Source organism: Agrobacterium sp. GD03872, from assembly GCF_029840625.1.
GTDB classification, from domain to species: domain Bacteria; phylum Pseudomonadota; class Alphaproteobacteria; order Rhizobiales; family Rhizobiaceae; genus Agrobacterium; species Agrobacterium fabrum_A.
The window spans coordinates 108,952-125,559 of sequence record NZ_JAOCCY010000008.1 but is presented as its reverse complement, the minus strand read 5'-3'; the positions used below and the strand labels follow the sequence as shown (position 1 = coordinate 125,559).

Annotated in this window: 20 protein-coding genes, 1 tRNA gene and 1 pseudogene; 19 read left to right on the top strand and 3 right to left on the bottom strand. The window is 65.0% G+C overall.

Translation table 11 applies throughout. The annotated features are described in order from the left end of the window. Positions 1-42: 42 nt before the first annotated feature. The 17 genes and pseudogenes from N5D22_RS18200 to N5D22_RS18120 form a co-directional block, all read left to right on the top strand. A complete protein-coding gene (locus N5D22_RS18200) occupies positions 43-2,031 on the top strand; it encodes a conjugal transfer protein TraG (RefSeq protein WP_279658055.1) in 1,989 nt (662 codons plus the stop codon). Between the two features lie 10 nt (positions 2,032-2,041). Continuing rightward, positions 2,042-2,503 carry a CopG family transcriptional regulator gene (locus N5D22_RS18195; RefSeq protein WP_003052333.1) on the top strand — a complete coding sequence of 154 codons (462 nt, stop codon included), beginning with the start codon at positions 2,042-2,044 and terminating at the stop codon, positions 2,501-2,503. Between the two features lie 145 nt (positions 2,504-2,648). Further along, the gene (gene trbB, locus N5D22_RS18190) at positions 2,649-3,632 is read left to right on the top strand and encodes a P-type conjugative transfer ATPase TrbB (protein ID WP_003052336.1); all 984 of its coding nucleotides are present in this window, start codon (positions 2,649-2,651) and stop codon (positions 3,630-3,632) included. Continuing rightward, positions 3,629-3,961: a TrbC/VirB2 family protein gene (locus N5D22_RS18185; RefSeq protein WP_279658057.1), complete on the top strand. Its 333-nt coding sequence runs from the start codon at positions 3,629-3,631 to the stop codon at positions 3,959-3,961. Before trbB ends, N5D22_RS18185 begins: the two co-directional genes overlap by 4 nt. Next, positions 3,961-4,242 carry a VirB3 family type IV secretion system protein gene (locus N5D22_RS18180; RefSeq protein WP_003052343.1) on the top strand — a complete coding sequence of 94 codons (282 nt, stop codon included), beginning with the start codon at positions 3,961-3,963 and terminating at the stop codon, positions 4,240-4,242. The genes N5D22_RS18185 and N5D22_RS18180 overlap by 1 nt, the downstream gene beginning before the upstream one ends. A gap of 10 nt (positions 4,243-4,252) precedes the next feature. After that, positions 4,253-6,709 carry a conjugal transfer protein TrbE gene (gene trbE / locus N5D22_RS18175; protein WP_112309303.1) on the top strand — a complete coding sequence of 819 codons (2,457 nt, stop codon included), beginning with the start codon at positions 4,253-4,255 and terminating at the stop codon, positions 6,707-6,709. After that, a complete protein-coding gene (gene trbJ, locus N5D22_RS18170) occupies positions 6,706-7,479 on the top strand; it encodes a P-type conjugative transfer protein TrbJ (RefSeq protein ID WP_279658061.1) in 774 nt (257 codons plus the stop codon). Before trbE ends, trbJ begins: the two co-directional genes overlap by 4 nt. Before the next feature lie 10 nt (positions 7,480-7,489). Beyond that, entirely contained in the window at positions 7,490-7,765 is a 276-nt protein-coding gene (trbK-alt, locus tag N5D22_RS18165) for a putative entry exclusion protein TrbK-alt (protein WP_003052351.1), read from the top strand. 3 nt (positions 7,766-7,768) lie between these two features. Further along, on the top strand, positions 7,769-9,082 hold the full coding sequence (gene trbL / locus N5D22_RS18160; protein WP_279658062.1) for a P-type conjugative transfer protein TrbL: 1,314 nt from the start codon (positions 7,769-7,771) through the stop codon (positions 9,080-9,082). Next, entirely contained in the window at positions 9,079-9,768 is a 690-nt protein-coding gene (gene trbF, locus N5D22_RS18155; protein WP_279658063.1) for a conjugal transfer protein TrbF, read from the top strand. The genes trbL and trbF overlap by 4 nt, the downstream gene beginning before the upstream one ends. Further along, a complete protein-coding gene (gene trbG, locus N5D22_RS18150) occupies positions 9,765-10,721 on the top strand; it encodes a P-type conjugative transfer protein TrbG (protein ID WP_279658064.1) in 957 nt (318 codons plus the stop codon). Before trbF ends, trbG begins: the two co-directional genes overlap by 4 nt. Further along, a complete protein-coding gene (locus N5D22_RS18145) occupies positions 10,718-11,881 on the top strand; it encodes a TrbI/VirB10 family protein (RefSeq protein ID WP_279658065.1) in 1,164 nt (387 codons plus the stop codon). The genes trbG and N5D22_RS18145 overlap by 4 nt, the downstream gene beginning before the upstream one ends. 2 nt (positions 11,882-11,883) lie before the next feature. Continuing rightward, entirely contained in the window at positions 11,884-12,102 is a 219-nt protein-coding gene (locus tag N5D22_RS18140; RefSeq protein ID WP_030540344.1) for a DUF2274 domain-containing protein, read from the top strand. Between the two features lie 147 nt (positions 12,103-12,249). Then, complete coding sequence (locus tag N5D22_RS18135; protein ID WP_003052367.1) at positions 12,250-12,564, top strand: hypothetical protein; 315 nt, start codon at positions 12,250-12,252, stop codon at positions 12,562-12,564. Further along, complete coding sequence (locus tag N5D22_RS18130) at positions 12,561-12,914, top strand: DUF6516 family protein (protein WP_279658066.1); 354 nt, start codon at positions 12,561-12,563, stop codon at positions 12,912-12,914. The genes N5D22_RS18135 and N5D22_RS18130 overlap by 4 nt, the downstream gene beginning before the upstream one ends. Beyond that, positions 12,911-13,309, top strand: a complete 399-nt coding sequence (locus N5D22_RS18125) for a winged helix DNA-binding protein (RefSeq protein WP_279658067.1) — start codon at positions 12,911-12,913, stop codon at positions 13,307-13,309. Before N5D22_RS18130 ends, N5D22_RS18125 begins: the two co-directional genes overlap by 4 nt. Continuing rightward, positions 13,306-14,364, top strand: a pseudogene (locus N5D22_RS18120) (recombinase family protein); the annotation flags it as partial. The gene N5D22_RS18125 and the pseudogene N5D22_RS18120, both read left to right, overlap by 4 nt. Here the strand turns inward: N5D22_RS18120 and N5D22_RS27160 are convergent. After that, positions 14,251-14,799, bottom strand: a complete 549-nt coding sequence (locus N5D22_RS27160) for a hypothetical protein (RefSeq protein WP_030540348.1) — start codon at positions 14,797-14,799, stop codon at positions 14,251-14,253. The pseudogene N5D22_RS18120 and the gene N5D22_RS27160 sit on opposite strands and share 114 nt — an antisense overlap. 141 nt (positions 14,800-14,940) lie before the next feature. Then, a tRNA-Ser gene (locus N5D22_RS18115) sits at positions 14,941-15,031 on the bottom strand. Between the two features lie 162 nt (positions 15,032-15,193). Between N5D22_RS18115 and N5D22_RS18110 the strand changes: the two genes are divergently transcribed. After that, positions 15,194-15,535, top strand: coding sequence for a hypothetical protein (locus N5D22_RS18110; protein WP_269344157.1), 342 nt, complete (start codon positions 15,194-15,196; stop codon positions 15,533-15,535). A gap of 89 nt (positions 15,536-15,624) precedes the next feature. After that, entirely contained in the window at positions 15,625-15,801 is a 177-nt protein-coding gene (locus N5D22_RS18105) for a hypothetical protein (protein WP_162936695.1), read from the top strand. A 1-nt stretch (position 15,802) separates the two neighbouring features. Here N5D22_RS18105 and N5D22_RS18100 read toward each other — a convergent pair whose 3' ends face one another. Further along, on the bottom strand, positions 15,803-16,603 hold the full coding sequence (locus N5D22_RS18100) for an HpcH/HpaI aldolase/citrate lyase family protein (protein WP_279658068.1): 801 nt from the start codon (positions 16,601-16,603) through the stop codon (positions 15,803-15,805). Positions 16,604-16,608: the final 5 nt, after the last annotated feature.

Here is a 16,608-nt window from a genome sequence, read left to right as displayed (position 1 = left end):
ACTTTCTGATCGGCTCCATCTTTTTTCTCGACTGGAGCCGCTATGCGCGGAGGCCGAATCCTTTGGGGTCAGATCGCCGTCGTCTTCACCATCGTTCTGGTGATGACTTGGGCGGCGACGCAATGGACCGCATGGCGTCTCGGCTTTCAGGCGCAGCTCGGCAATCCATGGTTCGAGCTGGCTGGCTGGCCGATCTACTACCCACCCGCGCTGTTCTGGTGGTGGTATGCCTTCGATGCCTATGCGCCTTCGATTTTCGTCGAGGGTGGCGTCATCGCAGCGTCGGGCGGGCTTATGGCCATCGCCGCCGCAATCATGATGTCGATCATCCGGGCGCGGGAGGCGCGCAACGTCGCCACCTATGGATCGGCACGATGGGCCGAGGACAAGGAAATCCGCACGGCCGGATTGCTCGGCCCCGATGGCGTCGTGCTCGGCCGGCGCGAACGCGACTATCTGCGCCATGATGGGCCGGAGCATGTGCTTTGCTTCGCACCTACGCGGTCAGGCAAAGGCGTCGGCCTCGTGGTGCCGACGCTGCTGACCTGGCCGGGAAGCTGCATCGTCCACGATATAAAAGGGGAGAACTGGACGCTGACTGCCGGCTTTCGGGCGAAACATGGCCGCGTCCTGCTGTTCGATCCGACCAACGCGAAGTCGTCGGCCTACAACCCGCTACTGGAGGTGCGCCAGGGCGAATGGGAAGTCCGCGACGTGCAGAACATCGCGGATATTCTCGTCGATCCCGAAGGGAGCTTGGACCGAAGAAACCATTGGGAGAAGACGAGCCACAGCCTGCTTGTCGGCGCAATCCTGCACGTCCTCTATGCCGAACCCGATAAGACGCTGGCCGGCGTCGCCAGCTTCCTTTCCGATCCGAAGCGCCCCGTCGAGGCGACCTTGCGCGCGATGATGGACACCCCGCACCTGGGCGAAGCCGGCGTTCATCCCGTCATCGCGTCATCGGCCCGCGAGCTGTTGAACAAGAGCGAGAACGAGCGCAGCGGCGTGTTGTCCACCGCCATGTCGTTCCTGGGTTTATATCGCGATCCCGTCGTGGCGCGCGTCACGGCGCGGTGCGACTGGCGCATTGCCGATCTTGTCGGCAGCAAGAAGCCGGTCAGCCTCTACCTTGTCGTGCCGCCGTCCGACATCAACCGCACCAAGCCGCTCATTCGCCTGATCCTCAATCAGATTGGCAGGCGGTTGACCGAGGAATTGCACACGTCCGGCAAGCGGCATCGGCTGCTGTTGATGCTCGACGAGTTTCCTGCGCTCGGCCGGCTCGATTTCTTTGAATCCGCGCTCGCCTTCATGGCCGGATATGGCCTCAAAAGCTTTTTGATCGCGCAGAGCCTCAACCAGATCGAAAAGGCTTACGGGGCGAACAACAGCGTATTGGATAATTGTCATGTCCGCGTCGCCTTCGCGACGAACGACGAGCGGACGGCGAAAAGGATCAGCGATGCGCTCGGCACCGCGACCGAGCTGCGCGATTCTACCAACTATGCCGGCCACCGGCTTGCGCCGTGGCTAGGGCATTTGATGGTTTCGCGGCAGGAGACGGCACGGCCGCTGCTCACGCCTGGAGAGGTGATGCAGCTTCCGCCGAGCGACGAAATCGTGATGGTCGCCGGCACGCCGCCCATCCGCGCGACCAAGGCCCGCTATTTCGAGGATGCGCGGTTCATGGAACGCATCCTGACCCCGCCCGATCCGGCAGCCGATCCCGCCACCGTGAACCCGTCATCCGACGATTGGTCGAGCCGCATCGTCGCGGCGACGAAAGCAGCGGCCCCGGCCACGGCCGGCGGGACCGAAGGCGATCCAGCCAACGCCGGTATCCGCCGCGAGCCGGAATTGCCGGAGCATGAGGAAATCGTCGCGCCGCCACGTCCGCCCGAACAGGAGTTCGACATTCTGGACGATGAACCGGACGTTGACGCCGCCAAAGCCCGCGCGCTGCGCCAGCGTATGCGGATGGTCGCGCGGCAAGCGTCGCTCGACCCCGGCGACGGCATCGAGCTTTGAGGATACGCCCATGACCACCCGAACCCGCATGAACGTCTATTTCGCCCCGGACTTGCTCGCACAGGTCGAGGCGCTGGCGCTGCGCCGCCAAGTGTCGAAATCCGCCATCGTTGAGGCAGCCGTCGCTTCCTTCCTGTCCGGCGACAGTTCGGATCGGCTGGAGGCGGCCATGTCGCGCCGCCTCGACAAGCTCGGCCGCGAGATCCACGCGCTCGACGAGGATCTTGCCGTGCTCGGCGAAACCGTCTCGCTGTTCGTCAACATCTGGCTTTCCGCCACGCCGCCGCTGCCGGAGAGCGCGCAGGCCGCCGCCCGCGCGAAAGGTGCCGAACGGTTCGAGGGTTTCATGCAGACGCTCGGCCGGCGTCTTGCGACCGGCGACAGGTTCCTCAAAGAGTTGTCGCGCGATGTCGATTCGCTTCCCGATAGTCCATCGCAAGATCAGTTCGAGGCCGATGGCAGCGTAACCTGAATTTCCAACCCGTCCTATTCGCCGCCGATAGCCGCCGATCACCGCATCCCCTTCGATACTTGTTGAATCAGCCTGATTTCAGGCTCCTTTAATCGACCCCGTTGCGGGGACGGTCTGTCGCGCCCCGTCAGGAATCGGGGCCGATATGACATCCACACACCATAAGCCGGAAGCGATACAGCGCGGCGCGCGCATGTTGCGCACCGCGCTCGGCGCGGCCATCGCCCGGTTTCTGGAAGACCCGGCCGTGGTCGAGGTCATGCTGAATCCAGACGGGCGAATCTGGATCGACCGACTTTCCGAAGGGCTGGCCGACACGGGCGAAACGATGTCGCCGGCCGATGGCGAACGCATCGTCCGTCTTGTTGCTCACCACGTCGGCGCAGAGGTTCACGCGCGATCCCCGCGCGTCTCGGCAGAGCTTCCCGAAACCGGCGAGCGGTTCGAGGGACTTTTGCCGCCCGTCGTCGCTGCACCGGCATTTGCGATCAGGAAGCCCGCCGTCGCGGTGTTCAGCCTCGACGACTATGTAGCTGCCGGCATCATGTCCGCCGACCAGGCCGTGACGTTGCGCACCGCCGTCGCATCGCGTGCGAACATTCTTGTCGCGGGCGGCACGAGCACCGGCAAAACGACGCTGACCAATGCGCTGCTCGCCGAGGTGGCGAAGGGCGCGGATCGCGTCGTCATCATCGAGGATACGCGCGAGCTGCAATGCGCCGCGCCCAACCTTGTCGCCATGCGGACGAAAGACGGCGTGGCGACGCTATCCGATCTTGTGCGGTCCTCGCTTCGCCTGCGCCCCGACCGCATCCCCATCGGCGAGGTGCGCGGCGCGGAAGCCCTCGACCTTCTCAAAGCGTGGGGCACCGGCCATCCGGGCGGCATCGGCACCATCCATGCCGGCACCGGCATCGGCGCGCTCCGTCGCCTTGAACAGCTCATTCAAGAGGCTGTCGTCACGGTCCCGCGCGCTCTGATCGCGGAAACCATCGACCTTGTTGCCGTCCTTTCCGGGCGCGGTTCCGCGCGCCGGCTGGCCGAACTCGCCCACGTCGAAGGGCTGGGGCCGGACGGCGATTACCGCATCACCCCCGCAATCCCCAACAGCACAGGAGAACCCAAATGATCCGCACGCTTTCGCGCGGCTACCGCACCATAGCGACCGCAACCGCCGCTGTTTCCATCAGCATGATCCTCGCCCCGGCCGCTCATGCGTCCGGCTCGTCAATGCCGTGGGAGCAACCGCTTCAACAAGTCCTTCAATCCATCGAAGGGCCGGTTGCCAAGGTGGTGGCCGTTATCATCATCATCGCAACCGGCCTGACCCTGGCGTTCGGCGATACGTCGGGCGGCTTCCGTCGCCTGATCCAGATCGTATTCGGTCTGTCCATCGCGTTCGCGGCATCGAGTTTCTTCCTGTCGTTCTTCTCGTTCGGCGGCGGGGCGCTCGTTTGATGGCCGCCGTCCTCGAACAACTCGACGCGGTGCCGGGATTTTCGGTCCCGGTCCATCGGGCGCTGACCGAGCACATCATGCTTGGCGGCGCACCGCGCTCCATCGCCATCATGAACGGCACTCTCGCCGGGGCCGTGGGCCTTGGCCTGCGCCTCTGGCTTGTGGGCCTCGCCATATGGGCCATCGGTCATTTCGCGGCCGTATGGGCGGCGAAGCGCGACCCGCTCTTTGTCGAGGTGGGGCGGCGGCATCTGCGCATCCCCGCAAACCTTGCAGCGTGAGGGCGTGGCCATGATGAACCTCGCCGAATATCGCCGCACCGCCAGTCGCCTTGCCGACTTTCTGCCCTGGGCCGCGCTGGTCGGCTCTGGCGTCGTCTTGAACAAGGACGGCTCATTCCAGCGCACGGCCAGGTTTCGCGGTCCCGATTTGGATTCCGCCGTTGCGGCCGAGCTGGTCGCCGTCGCCGGTCGCATCAACAACGCCTTCCGCCGTCTCGGATCGGGCTGGGCGATTTTCGTCGAGGCGCAGCGCAGCGAGGCCGCGACCTATCCCGACAGCACCTTTCCCGATCCCGCGTCGGCCTTGCTCGACGCCGAGCGCAAGGCCGCCTTCGAGGAAGCCGGCGCGCATTTCGTGTCGGGCTATTTCCTGACCTTCCTCTACATGCCCCCGGCCGAGGAAGCCGCCCGCGCCGAAACCTGGCTCTATGAAGGCCGCGAGCAATCCGGCGTCGATCCCTATGAAGTGCTGCGCGGTTTCATCGACCGCACCGACCGCGTGCTCGCATTGCTCGACGGCTTCATGCCGTCCTGCCGGTGGCTCGACGACAGCGAAACGCTGACCTACCTCCATTCCACCGTCTCGACCAACCGGCATCGCGTCCGCGTTCCCGAAACGCCGATCTATCTCGACGCGCTGCTCGCCGACCAGCCGTTGACCGGCGGGCTGGAGCCGCGCCTTGGCGACCAGCATCTCCGCGTCCTGACCGTCACCGGCTTTCCCACCGCGACAACGCCCGGCCTGCTCGACGACTTGAACCGGCTCGCCTTCCCGTATCGCTGGAGCACGCGCGCGGTCCTGCTCGACAAGACCGACGCGACGAAGCTGCTCACCAGGATCAGGCGACAATGGTTCGCGAAGCGCAAAAGCATCGCCGCGATCTTGAAAGAGGTGATGACCAACGAGGCATCCGTTCTCGTCGATACGGACGCCGCCAACAAGGCCGCCGACGCCGACATGGCCTTGCAGGAGCTTGGGGCCGATGTCGCCGGCATGGCCTACGTCACCGCCACCATCACCGTATGGGACGCGGACCCCAGGATTGCCGACGAGAAATTGCGGCTGGCCGAAAAGGTCATCCAGGGCCGCGACTTCACCGCCATGGTGGAGACGGTCAACGCGGTTGACGCATGGCTCGGCAGCTTGCCCGGCCACGCCTACGCGAACGTCCGGCAGCCGCCCATCAGCACTTTGAATCTCGCCCACATGATCCCGCTTTCAGCGGTGTGGGCGGGGCCGGAACGGGACGAGCATTTCGGTGCGCCCCCTCTGCTTTATGCAAAGACCGAAGGCTCCACCCCGTTCCGGTTTTCCCTTCACGTCGGCGATGTCGGCCATACGCTCGTCGTCGGCCCCACAGGCGCGGGTAAGTCCGTCTTGCTCGCACTTATGGCGCTCCAGTTCCGGCGCTACGACCGCAGCCAAGTCTTCGCCTTCGATTTCGGCGGCAGCATCCGCGCCGCGTCGCTCGCAATGGGCGGCGACTGGCACGACCTGGGCGGCGGCCTGACCGAAGGTTCCGACGCTTCCGTATCGCTCCAGCCGCTCGCCCGCATTCACGACACCTATGAACGCGCCTGGGCCGCCGACTGGATCGTGGCCATCCTCATGCGCGAAGGCATGACGATCACGCCGGAGGTGAAGGAACATATCTGGACGGCGCTGACCTCGCTTGCCTCCGCGCCAATCGGGGAACGCACCATCACCGGCCTCGCGGTGCTGCTGCAATCCAACGACCTCAAACAAGCCCTTCGGCCGTATTGCGTCGGCGGTCCCTATGGCCGGCTGCTCGATGCCGAAGCCGAACATCTCGGCTCGGCCGACGTGCAGGCGTTCGAGATCGAGGGGCTTGTCGGCACGGGAGCCGCGCCCGCCGTTCTGGCCTACCTGTTTCACCGCATCGGCGACAGGTTGGACGGGCGGCCGACGCTGCTCATCATCGACGAGGGTTGGCTTGCGCTCGACGATGAAGGCTTTGCCGGCCAGCTCCGCGAGTGGCTTAAAACGCTGCGCAAGAAGAACGCCAGCGTCATCTTCGCCACGCAAAGCCTGTCCGACATCGACGGCAGCAACATTGCGCCCGCGATCATCGAGAGCTGCCCGACGCGGCTGCTTTTGCCGAACGAGCGGGCCATCGAGCCGCAGATCACCGCCATCTATCGGCGCTTCGGCCTCAATGACCGCCAGATAGAGTTGATCGCCCGCGCTACGCCGAAGCGGGACTACTACTGCCAGTCGCGGCGCGGCAATCGCCTGTTCGAGCTGGGCCTGTCCGAAATCGGCCTCGCGCTCTGCGCCGCATCCGCCAAATCCGATCAAACGCTCATTGCGCAGATCGTCGCCGAACACGGCCGCGACGGCTTTCTCGCGGCCTGGCTCACGACCCGCGATGTCGGCTGGGCCGTCGATCTTCTTCCGAACTTCCCGACGCTGATCCCCCAAACCGAAAAGGAGTCCCAACCATGACCATTCGTCTTTTCCGCTCGCGCGCCATCGTCATGGCCGCAACGATGCTCGCCGCACCGCTGGCCGTTTCGTCCATGCTGGCAACGCCGGCACATGCGCAATTCGGAAGGATCGTCTTCGACCCGTCGAACTATGCGCAAAACATCCTCACGGCCGCGCGCACGCTGGAGCAGATTAATCATCAGATCACCTCGCTCCAGAACGAAGCGACCATGTTGATGAACCAGGCGCGCAATCTGGCGAGCCTGCCGTTCTCGTCGCTCCAGCAGCTTCAACAGAACGTCCAGCGCACGCAGCAGCTTTTGAGCCAGGCGCAGAACATCGCCTTCGACGTGCAGCGCATCGACCAGGCGTTCCAGCAGCAATACGGCAACGTGTCGATGTCGGCGACGGATCAGCAGCTCGTCGCCAACGCTCGCACGCGCTGGCAGAACACCGTAGGCGGCTTGCAGGACGCCATGCGCGTTCAGGCCGGCGTCGTCGGCAACATCGACAGCAACCGCACGCAGATGTCGGAGCTGGTCGGCCAGAGCCAGAACGCGACCGGCGCGCTCCAGGCGACGCAAGCCGGCAACCAGCTTCTAGCCCTCCAGTCGCAGCAGCTTTCCGACCTTGTTGCGTTGCTCGCAGCCAACGGCCGGGCGGGCGCGCTGACCGAGGCCGAACGCGCAGCGGCAGCAGAACAGGGGCGCGAGCAGCGCCGCCGCTTCCTCACGCCCGGCAACGGCTACCAGCCCGGCAGCGCGCAAATGTTCAACAACGGCAATTGAGGGCGCGGCCATGGACGGCAAGATGCTGGCCCGGCTGGGCGCAATCGTATTCGTGGCCATCGCCATCACGGCGACAGCCATCGAAATGACCCGCAAGGAAGACGCGCCGGCATCACCGCCGCGTCTTCTCCAGCCCGAACGCGACCCGCTGCGCGAAGGGCAGCGCCGGTGCCAGCAGCTTGGCCAGCAGGCCGCCGACGACGCGGAATGCCTGCGTGTATGGGCCGAAACCCGTGACCGCTTTCTCGGCCGGACGCGCGCGCCGGCCGCACCGGAAGGGCGGTGACGCATGGGCGGCGCAGGCGTCATCGACAATTTTCTCGGCACCTTCACGCAATACATCGACTCTGGCTTCGGCCTGTTGGGTGGCGAGGTGGCGTTCATCGCCACCACGCTCATCGTCATCGACGTGACGCTCGCGGCGCTGTTCTGGAGCTGGAGTGCGGACGACGACATCATTGCGCGGCTGGTGAAGAAGACGCTGTTCGTCGGCGTCTTCGCCTATCTCATCGGCAACTGGAACAACCTCGCGAAGATCGTCTTCGACAGTTTCGCCGGCCTGGGCCTGAAAGCATCCGGCACGGGTTTCACCGCGCAGGATTTGATGCGGCCCGGCAAGGTGGCGCAAACCGGCCTCGACGCAGCGCGTCCGCTGCTCGACTCCATTTCCAACCTTATGGGCTGGGTCGCCTTCTTCGAGAACTTCATTCAGATCGCGTGCCTGCTGTTCGCCTGGGCGCTCGTCATCCTCGCCTTCTTCATCCTCGCCATCCAGCTTTTCGTGACGCTGATCGAGTTCAAATTGAGCACGCTGGCAGGCTTCGTGCTGATCCCGTTCGGACTGTTCGGCAAGACCGCCTTCATGGCCGAGCGCGTGCTTGGCAACGTGATTTCCAGCGGCATCAAAGTGTTGGTCTTGGCGGTCATCGTCGGCATTGGCTCGACGCTGTTTTCGCAATTCACGCAAGGCTTCGGCGGCCAGACTCCTAGCATCGACGACGCCATGGCCATCGTGCTCGCGGCGCTTTCGCTCGTCGGGCTCGGCATCTTCGGCCCCGGCATCGCTTCCGGCCTTGTCAGCGGCGGCCCGCAGCTCGGCGCGGGCGCGGCGGTCGGCACCGGCCTTGCCGTTGGTGGCGCGGCGCTAGCCGCAGGCGGTGCAGCCGGGCTTGCCGCGAAGGCCGGGGGAGCGGCAGTGCGCGGTGGCGCGACCGCAGCCGGCGCAGCATCCGCCGCCTATAGCCTTGGCTCGCTCGGCCAGTCCGGCGCGGCGGGCGTGGCGTCCGGCCTGGGCGGTGTGGCGCGCGCCGCAGGCAGCACAGCCACATCGCCGCTGCGCCGGGCGGCGGCAAGCGTCAAATCCAGCTTTTCCGATGGCGTGAAAGCCGGGTTCGGCGCGACCGGCGGCACATCCTCCATGGGATCGGCCGGCAGCACGTCCGCATCCGCGCCGGCCGCTGGCACATCGCCCGGTTGGGCGCAGCGGATGCGCCAATCCGGCCACACCGGCCATGCCGTCCAGACGGCCGCGCACGCCGTCCGCTCTGGCGACAGCCACGCCTCTGGTTCTTCCGTCAACCTCTCTGAAAGCGACCGCACATGAGCATCTTCAAGCGACCCGCCGTGCATTACGGCAAGACCCCACAACCCGAAACGCCTTATCAGCGCGCCGCGCAGGTTTGGGATGAGCGCATAGGCTCGGCCCGCGTGCAGGCGAGGAACTGGCGCTACATGGCGTTCGGCAGCCTGATCCTTTCGGCCGGCTTCGCCGCCGCGCTTGTCTGGCAATCGGCGCGCGGGACCGTCGTGCCCTGGGTAGTCCAAGTTGATCGGCTCGGCCAGGCGCAGGCCGTCGCGCCCGCCACAGCCGACTTCCGCCCGACCGATCCGCAAGTGGCATGGCACCTGGGGCGCTTTATCGAACAGGTCAGGAGTATCCCCGCCGATCCCATCATCGTCCGCCAGAACTGGCTACGCGCATACGAGTGGACGACTGACAGGGGCGCGGCGGCGCTCAACGACTATGCGCGCGCCAACGACCCCTTCACCAAGGTCGGAAAGCAACAAGTCGCGGTCGAGGTGTCGAGCGTCATCCGCGCCTCGCCGGATAGCTTCCGCGTCGCTTGGACCGAACGCCACTACGAATCCGGCCAGCTTTCAACAACCGAGCGATGGACCGCGATCCTGACCATCGCAATCCAGCCGCCGCGCGATACCGAACGGCTGCGTGCCAATCCGTTGGGAATCTACGTCAATGCAATTTCGTGGTCGCGGGAGATGAGCCAATGAGGACGATCATCCGCACCCCGGCGATTCCCGCCGTCCTGCTTTCCGCAACCATGCTTGCCGGCTGCGCGACCTACAAACCGCCGCAGATCAGCTACGATGCGAGCGTGCCGCCGTTGCCTGCCGTCCCCGCGGTCGTCACCGACGACCGGCCGCGGCCGATCCATATCCCGCCCGCCTGGACCGTCGCACGCGGCGGCACCGCCGCCGGCACACCGACCGCGCGCGTCGAGAACGCCAATGCCGCCGCCCGCGTGCAGCCGCGCCGCGAGGGCTATTACAACGCCATCCAGATTTACCCGTGGAGCGACGGCGCGCTCTATCAGGTCTATGCCGCGCCGGGCCAGATCACGAACATCGCCCTGGAGCCAGGCGAAAGCCTGACCGGCGCAGGGCCGATAGCGGCCGGCGACACGGCACGCTGGATTATCGGCGATACGGAATCCGGTTCGGGCGTCACGCGCCGAGTCCATATCCTCGTGAAGCCAAGCCGGCCGGACATCACCACGAACCTTGTCGTGACGACCGACCGGCGCGTTTACATGCTCGAGCTGCGCTCGGGCGAGAAGCCCTATATGCCCGCCGTCGCTTGGGCCTATCCGCAGCAGCCGGCCGGGCAGCGGCAGGCGGTGCCGGCCACGCCGGTCATCCCGGCCGTCGCCGCGCGCAACTATCGCTATGGACTGACAGGCGACAATCCAGCTTGGAAACCCGTCGCCGTCTATGACGACGGCAGGCGCGTCTATGTCGAGTTTCCGCGCGGCATCGTTCAAGGCGAAATGCCGCCGATCTTCGTGCTCGGCGCGGACGGCGAGGCGCAGATCGTCAACAGCCGCATCCATCAACACATCCTGATCGTGGACCGCCTGTTCGGCGCGGCCGAGCTGCGCCTTGGCAGCGGCGACCGCCAACAGACCGTCAGGATTGTCCGCACGGACGGGAGGCCATCGTCATGAGTGAGAATGACTCCAATACCGCCACGCCGATGCGGCTTCGCGCGGAAGCCCCGCGCGTCACCCGCCTGTCCCGCAAGGTGCTCGCCAGCGTGGCGGCCGTCGCGCTGGTCGGCGTCGGCGGCGCGCTGATCTACGCGCTCCAGACCCGCGACGGCGGCACGGGCGGCGAAGAACTGTTTTCCACCAACAACCGCCAGCCTGCCGATGGTCTTGCCGGCCTGCCGCGCGACTATACCGGCCCGGTCCTGGGGCCGCCGCTGCCGGGCGACCTCGGCAGACCCATCTTGGATGCGCAGAACAGGGGCCAGCCCGTCGTGCCGCCGACGATCACCACGCCGCCCGTGGATCGCGCCGAGGAACGCCGGCTTGCCGAGGAAGAAGCCGCGCGCGTCAGCCGCGTGTTCTTCCAGACCGAGGCCCGCACCGGCAGCCCGGCCGCAACGCCGGGCGGCGCGACCACGCCGGGACTTCCCGGCCTCGACCTTGCCGGCCTGACAGGGCAGCCCGGCCAGCAGACCGCGCAGGACAAGCAGCTTGCGTTCCTCAATGCACCCGTCGATCGCCGCACCACGTCGTCGGATCGCGTCATGGCTCCAGCCTCGCCCTTCGTGCTCCAGGCCGGGGCCGTGATCCCGGCTGCGCTCATTACCGGCATCCGTTCCGATCTTCCGGGCCAGATCACCGCCCAGGTGACGCAGCACATCTATGACAGCCCGACCGGCAGCCTGCTCCTGATCCCGCAGGGGACGCGGATCATCGGGCAGTATGACAATAGCGTTCAGTTCGGCCAGCGCCGTGTGCTGCTCGTCTGGAATCGGCTGATCCTCCCCAATGGCCGCTCTATCGTTCTGGAGCGCCAGCCGGGCGCGGATAGCCAGGGCTACGCCGGTCTTGAGGATGGCGTCGATTATCATTGGTGGGATTTGGCGAAGGCCGCCGGCCTTTCGACGTTACTTGCGGTCGGCACGGAGCTGGCCGTCAGCGACGAGGACCGCCTTGTGCGCGCCATCCGCGACGGGGCGCAGGACACCATCAACGACGCCGGCCAGCAGATCATCCGCCGCCAGTTGCAGGTTGCGCCGACGCTCACCATCCGGCCGGGCTTCCCCGTCCGCGTGATCGTCACCCGCGACCTTGTGCTCGAACCATACAGAGGTTGACCATGAGCAAGCTGAAACTCGGCACGTTGCCCGACGACAAGCCCGTTAAGGTGTCACGCGAATTGCCCGCGACACTCTTTCGAGATTTGCAACTTTATGGACGCTTGTTGGCAGGGGCAGGACAGCCGCCGATAGAGCCGGAAAAGCTAATTGTGCCGATGCTGGAACGCTTCCTCGCCACGGATCGAGAGTTTCAGAAGGCGCGCCGCGCGGCCAGCTAACCTAGTTGGCGGCACCCGACAGCAGGGGTGCCGCCAGCGCGTGAGCGCAAATGCGGCACGCTACAGGCCGCCGATCCCCCTCCATGCTTCGCCTAATTCCGGGGCTTCCAGCCACCCGGAATCCAGCAACGAACCACGGAGGATTCCATGTGCGCGAGACGCCGCCATACCCAAAGGGGCCGCCCACGACAGCCGGCTCCGCAGACGCTTCCCGATGACCTTTACGACTATGACGACGATCCCGCGCCGCGCATCAGCCCGCCGCGCGGAAGCCCGCCCGATGCCTTCGACGTGGAGAAGCTGCCCGTCATCGACGACTGGCCGGAGAAAGTGCCGATCACCGAGGCAGAGATTCAGGTGTTCGAGCGATGGTTTGCCGATGTGTTCGACGAGATGTTCGGCCCACTTCCACCCCTGGCAGGATTGACAAAGTTATCCTCATCTGATAACAAAAAGCCATGAGCGAGGATCGTGATCCGAACCTCGACACGCTTCTGGACCTCGACGGCCAGGTGCTCGTTGTCGATCCCGAGGGCGGCCATTGGGTGAAGTTCATCGTCACCCGCGTTCCGGCATCGCCGGAGAAGCCGCACGGCCTCGATTACTCGCTCACGCTTCACGGGCCTTCGGGCGAACGGTTGGTCGGCTTCGACAACGCCCATCCAGTCGGCCGAGGCAGGCGCGGCGAGCCGATGGACCATCGGCACCGCCTCCAGACCGTGAAGCCCTACGCCTACGAGGATGCGGCCACGCTGCTGGCCGACTTCTGGCAGGCGGTGGACGCGGTGTTGAAGGAGCGAGGCGTAACATGACCACATTGAAAGTCGGGATTGCCGGCTACGAAGAAATGAAGGCCCGCACCATGCGGATTGCGCGCGGTGAGGAAAAGCCGGCGGCCGACGATCCAAAGGTGTGGTTCACATCCATGGAATCCTTCGCCAAGGTGCTGTCGGCGGGCAATCGCGAATTGCTGCGCGTCATCGACCAGCAAGCGCCGGGTTCGCTGGAGGAACTGGCCGAGATCACCGGCCGGGCCAAGTCCAACCTGTCCCGCACTCTGAAACGGATGGCCAGTTACGGCCTTGTCCGCATGGAGAAGGGCGAAGGCCGCAAGCTCACGCCCAGGGTCATCCACGACCGAGTAGAACTAGACTTGCCGCTGACCGAGCGCGCAGGGCCGCGCAAGGCGGCAGGAGGCCGGCAATGAACGTCCATAGTCCCACCGTCCACAATCCCAACGTCACGCTGCGCGCCGCCCTCTATCTGCGCGTCTCCACCACTCGGCAGGCCGAGCATGACGTGTCGATCCCCGACCAGAAGCGCCAGGGCGAAGCCTATTGCGAGGCGCGCGGCTATCAGCTTGTCGAAACATTCGTGGAGCCGGGCAACAGCGCGACCAACGACCGCCGCCCGGAGTTCCAGCGGATGATAGAGGCTGCCACCGCCAAGCCGGCATCGTTCGATGTCGTCGTGGTTCACAGCTTCTCACGCTTCTTCCGCGACGAATTTGAAATGGAGTTCTATTACCGCAAGCTGGCGAAGAACGGCGTGAAGCTGGTTTCGATCACGCAGGAGCTTGGCGATGATCCGATCCACGACATGATGCGGCGGATCATGTCGCTATTCGACGAATACCAGTCCAAGGAGAACGCCAAGCACGTCCTGCGCGCCTTGAAGGAGAACGCCCGGCAAGGCTTCTGGAACGGCTCGCTGCCGCCCATCGGCTACCGCGTCGTCGCGGCCGAGCAGCGCGGCGCGAAGGTCAAGAAGAAGCTGGAAATCGACCCGCTGCACGCCGAGACGATCCGGCTCATCTATCGCCTTGCGCTGGAGGGTGAAGGTTCATCCGGCCAGATGGGCGTGAAGGCCATCGTCAAATATCTCAATGGCAAGGGCATCTTCACGCGCGACGGCGGGCGCTGGGGCATCGGTCAGGTTCACCGCATCCTGACCCGGCGCACCTATATCGGCGAGCATCGGTTCAATCGCCGTTCCAACAAGGGAGAGGTGAAGCCCGAAGACGAGGTTATCACCGTTCAGGTGCCGGCGCTTATCGAGCGGGAGACGTTCGACGCGGTGCAGAAGCTTTTGCAGGCCCGTAATCCCAAGACCGAGTTGCCCGCGCGCGTCGTGATCGGGCCGACGCTGCTAACCGGCATCTGCTATTGCGGCAATTGCGGAGGCGCGATGACCATTCGCACCGGCAAGGGTGGCCGCTATCGCTACTATGCGTGCTCGATCAAGGCGCGTCAGGGCGAAACCGGCTGCAAGGGCCGCGCGATCCCGATGGATAAGCTCGACCGAATGGTGGTCGGGCATATCGAGGAACGCTTGCTCGATGCCGACCGGCTGGAGGACTTGCTTGGCACCGTGCTCGGCCGTCGCGACGATCAGGCCGAGCGTCGCCGGCACCACATCGCCGAACTGGAGCGGCGCGCGACCGAATCGGAATTGCGCCTCAAGCGCCTCTACGACGCCATCGAGGCGGGCGTCGCCGATCTTGACGACCCGGCGCTCAAGGAACGCATCGCCGGCCTCAAGGTCATCCGCGATCAGGCCAGGGCCGACGCCGACCGGGCGCAAGCCTTGCTCGACAGCCCCGGCCACAGCGCCATCACCCCGACCATGATCCGGGGATTTGCGCGTCGCGCACGCGAACGCATCCGGGGCAGCGAGGGCGGCTATCGGCGGGATCATCTGCGCTCACTGGCGCAGCGTGTCGAGGTCGCCGACGACGCAATTCGCATCATGGGATCGAAGACGGAGCTGCTAAGGACGCTTATTGCTGGCCAAGTGCGGCAATCGGCGGTGGCTGGCGTGCCCAGAGGGGTTCCAAAGTGGCGGAGAGGATGGGATTCGAACCCACGATACGCTTTTGACGTATACTCCCTTAGCAGGGGAGCGCCTTCGACCACTCGGCCACCTCTCCGGTGCGGCCTGATTATTGCGTAAAAAAAATGAATGCAAGGCTTTTTCGCCGAGAAGCACAAAAAGCTGTTGGTTGAGCATCGCGCCGCGAAACTTTGTGGGGCTTTCGGGAACTTCCTGAGCGACAGGGCGTTCTGTCTTGGGTAACAAAAGAGGTGTTCTAATGGCTCAGACCAAACTGAATGTTGTCGAAGACACGATCGAAAACCAGATTGCCGAGCTGCGCTCGCAAATCGCGTCCCTCTCCAAATCCGTTTCCGCCCGCGCGGAAGGGGTGAGCGAGGACGCATCGGAGTTTCTGGACGAGGCGCGCGGACGGGTCCGCAAGGCCGCGCATAATGTCCGCGCCCAGGGTCAGAACGTGGTTGAAGCCGTCAAGGAAAACCCGGGCACGGCAACCTCGCTGCTGACGATCGTCGGCGCACTCGGTTTTGCGATCGGTTATGCGGTGGGCACAAGCACGCAGCAGAGCTCGTCGAACAGCAGCCTGTATCGCTGGCGCTGATCGCCGTATAAATTGAATGCAGGCAGGGCTGGGTCATTCCCGCCTTGCCTTTCCCTGCTGGTTTAATGCGCAATGAATTGGGGGCGGATATGCGGTTCAGCGACGATCTTGAAACGGCCTTGTCGGATTTTGCGAGGGATCACGGCATAGACAGGGATGAGGCCATCCAGCGCATCATTCGCGCCGCCCTTATCAACACCGGTTATCTCGCCTCCGGCGAAGAAGGCATTCCGCCGGAAAAGCTGAACGCCAGCAACGACGACTGAATCAATATCCCGACCGCGATGGCGCAGGCGCCGCGCCGCCCTTATAACGGGCGGACAGCGCGCGCAAAGTGCTGGCAAATTCCGTGACATCGGCGCCGACGGCCACGAAGGACGCGCCGAGTTCGAGATAACGGCGATTATAGGTTTCATTGAAGGTCAGAATGCCGGCGGCCTTGCCCGCCGCGACGATCTTGACGATGGCCGCCTCGATCACCGCCTGAACCTCCGGCTCATCGATCCTGCCGAGATGCCCCATATCGGCGGCCAGATCCGCCGGGCCGATGAAGACGCCGTCCACGCCTTCCACCGCAAGAATATTGTCGAGATCGTTGATCGCCGCCCGCGTTTCGGCCTGCACCAGCAGACAGACGCTATCGGAGGCGCTGTCGGCATAGTCGGTTATCGTATTGAAGGCGGAAGCGCGGGTAACGGCAGCACCCATGCCGCGAATGCCGCGCGGCGGATAATGCATGGCGCTGACCAGATCCCTGGCCTGGGCGGCCGAATCGACCATCGGCACCAGAAGCGTGCGCGCACCCGCATCCAGAAGCTGCTTGATCATCCAGCTTTCGCCCACCGGCACGCGCACCACGGGCTCCGCAGACGATGTGGCAAGCGCGCGCAGCTGGTCGATGATGCTGCGCAGATCGTTCGGCCCATGCTCGCCATCGATCACCAGCCAGTCAAACCCCGCCGTGCCGGCGATTTCCGCCGTGATGGCCTCCCCCATATCGAGCCAGAGGCCGATCTGCGGCCTGCCGGCGTGGATGGCGGTTTTGAAACGGTTTTCGGGAGCGGGCATGATAT

Coding starts and splice junctions, on each gene's coding strand:
- N5D22_RS18200 (WP_279658055.1), top strand. CDS start 43: ATGCGCGGAGGCCGAATCCTTTGGGGTCAGATCGCCGTCGTCTTCACC.
- N5D22_RS18195 (WP_003052333.1), top strand. CDS start 2,042: ATGACCACCCGAACCCGCATGAACGTCTATTTCGCCCCGGACTTGCTC.
- trbB (WP_003052336.1), top strand. CDS start 2,649: ATGACATCCACACACCATAAGCCGGAAGCGATACAGCGCGGCGCGCGC.
- N5D22_RS18185 (WP_279658057.1), top strand. CDS start 3,629: ATGATCCGCACGCTTTCGCGCGGCTACCGCACCATAGCGACCGCAACC.
- N5D22_RS18180 (WP_003052343.1), top strand. CDS start 3,961: ATGGCCGCCGTCCTCGAACAACTCGACGCGGTGCCGGGATTTTCGGTC.
- trbE (WP_112309303.1), top strand. CDS start 4,253: ATGATGAACCTCGCCGAATATCGCCGCACCGCCAGTCGCCTTGCCGAC.
- trbJ (WP_279658061.1), top strand. CDS start 6,706: ATGACCATTCGTCTTTTCCGCTCGCGCGCCATCGTCATGGCCGCAACG.
- trbK-alt (WP_003052351.1), top strand. CDS start 7,490: ATGGACGGCAAGATGCTGGCCCGGCTGGGCGCAATCGTATTCGTGGCC.
- trbL (WP_279658062.1), top strand. CDS start 7,769: ATGGGCGGCGCAGGCGTCATCGACAATTTTCTCGGCACCTTCACGCAA.
- trbF (WP_279658063.1), top strand. CDS start 9,079: ATGAGCATCTTCAAGCGACCCGCCGTGCATTACGGCAAGACCCCACAA.
- trbG (WP_279658064.1), top strand. CDS start 9,765: ATGAGGACGATCATCCGCACCCCGGCGATTCCCGCCGTCCTGCTTTCC.
- N5D22_RS18145 (WP_279658065.1), top strand. CDS start 10,718: ATGAGTGAGAATGACTCCAATACCGCCACGCCGATGCGGCTTCGCGCG.
- N5D22_RS18140 (WP_030540344.1), top strand. CDS start 11,884: ATGAGCAAGCTGAAACTCGGCACGTTGCCCGACGACAAGCCCGTTAAG.
- N5D22_RS18135 (WP_003052367.1), top strand. CDS start 12,250: ATGTGCGCGAGACGCCGCCATACCCAAAGGGGCCGCCCACGACAGCCG.
- N5D22_RS18130 (WP_279658066.1), top strand. CDS start 12,561: ATGAGCGAGGATCGTGATCCGAACCTCGACACGCTTCTGGACCTCGAC.
- N5D22_RS18125 (WP_279658067.1), top strand. CDS start 12,911: ATGACCACATTGAAAGTCGGGATTGCCGGCTACGAAGAAATGAAGGCC.
- N5D22_RS27160 (WP_030540348.1), bottom strand. CDS start 14,799: ATGATCCCGCCGATAGCCGCCCTCGCTGCCCCGGATGCGTTCGCGTGC.
- N5D22_RS18110 (WP_269344157.1), top strand. CDS start 15,194: ATGGCTCAGACCAAACTGAATGTTGTCGAAGACACGATCGAAAACCAG.
- N5D22_RS18105 (WP_162936695.1), top strand. CDS start 15,625: ATGCGGTTCAGCGACGATCTTGAAACGGCCTTGTCGGATTTTGCGAGG.
- N5D22_RS18100 (WP_279658068.1), bottom strand. CDS start 16,603: ATGCCCGCTCCCGAAAACCGTTTCAAAACCGCCATCCACGCCGGCAGG.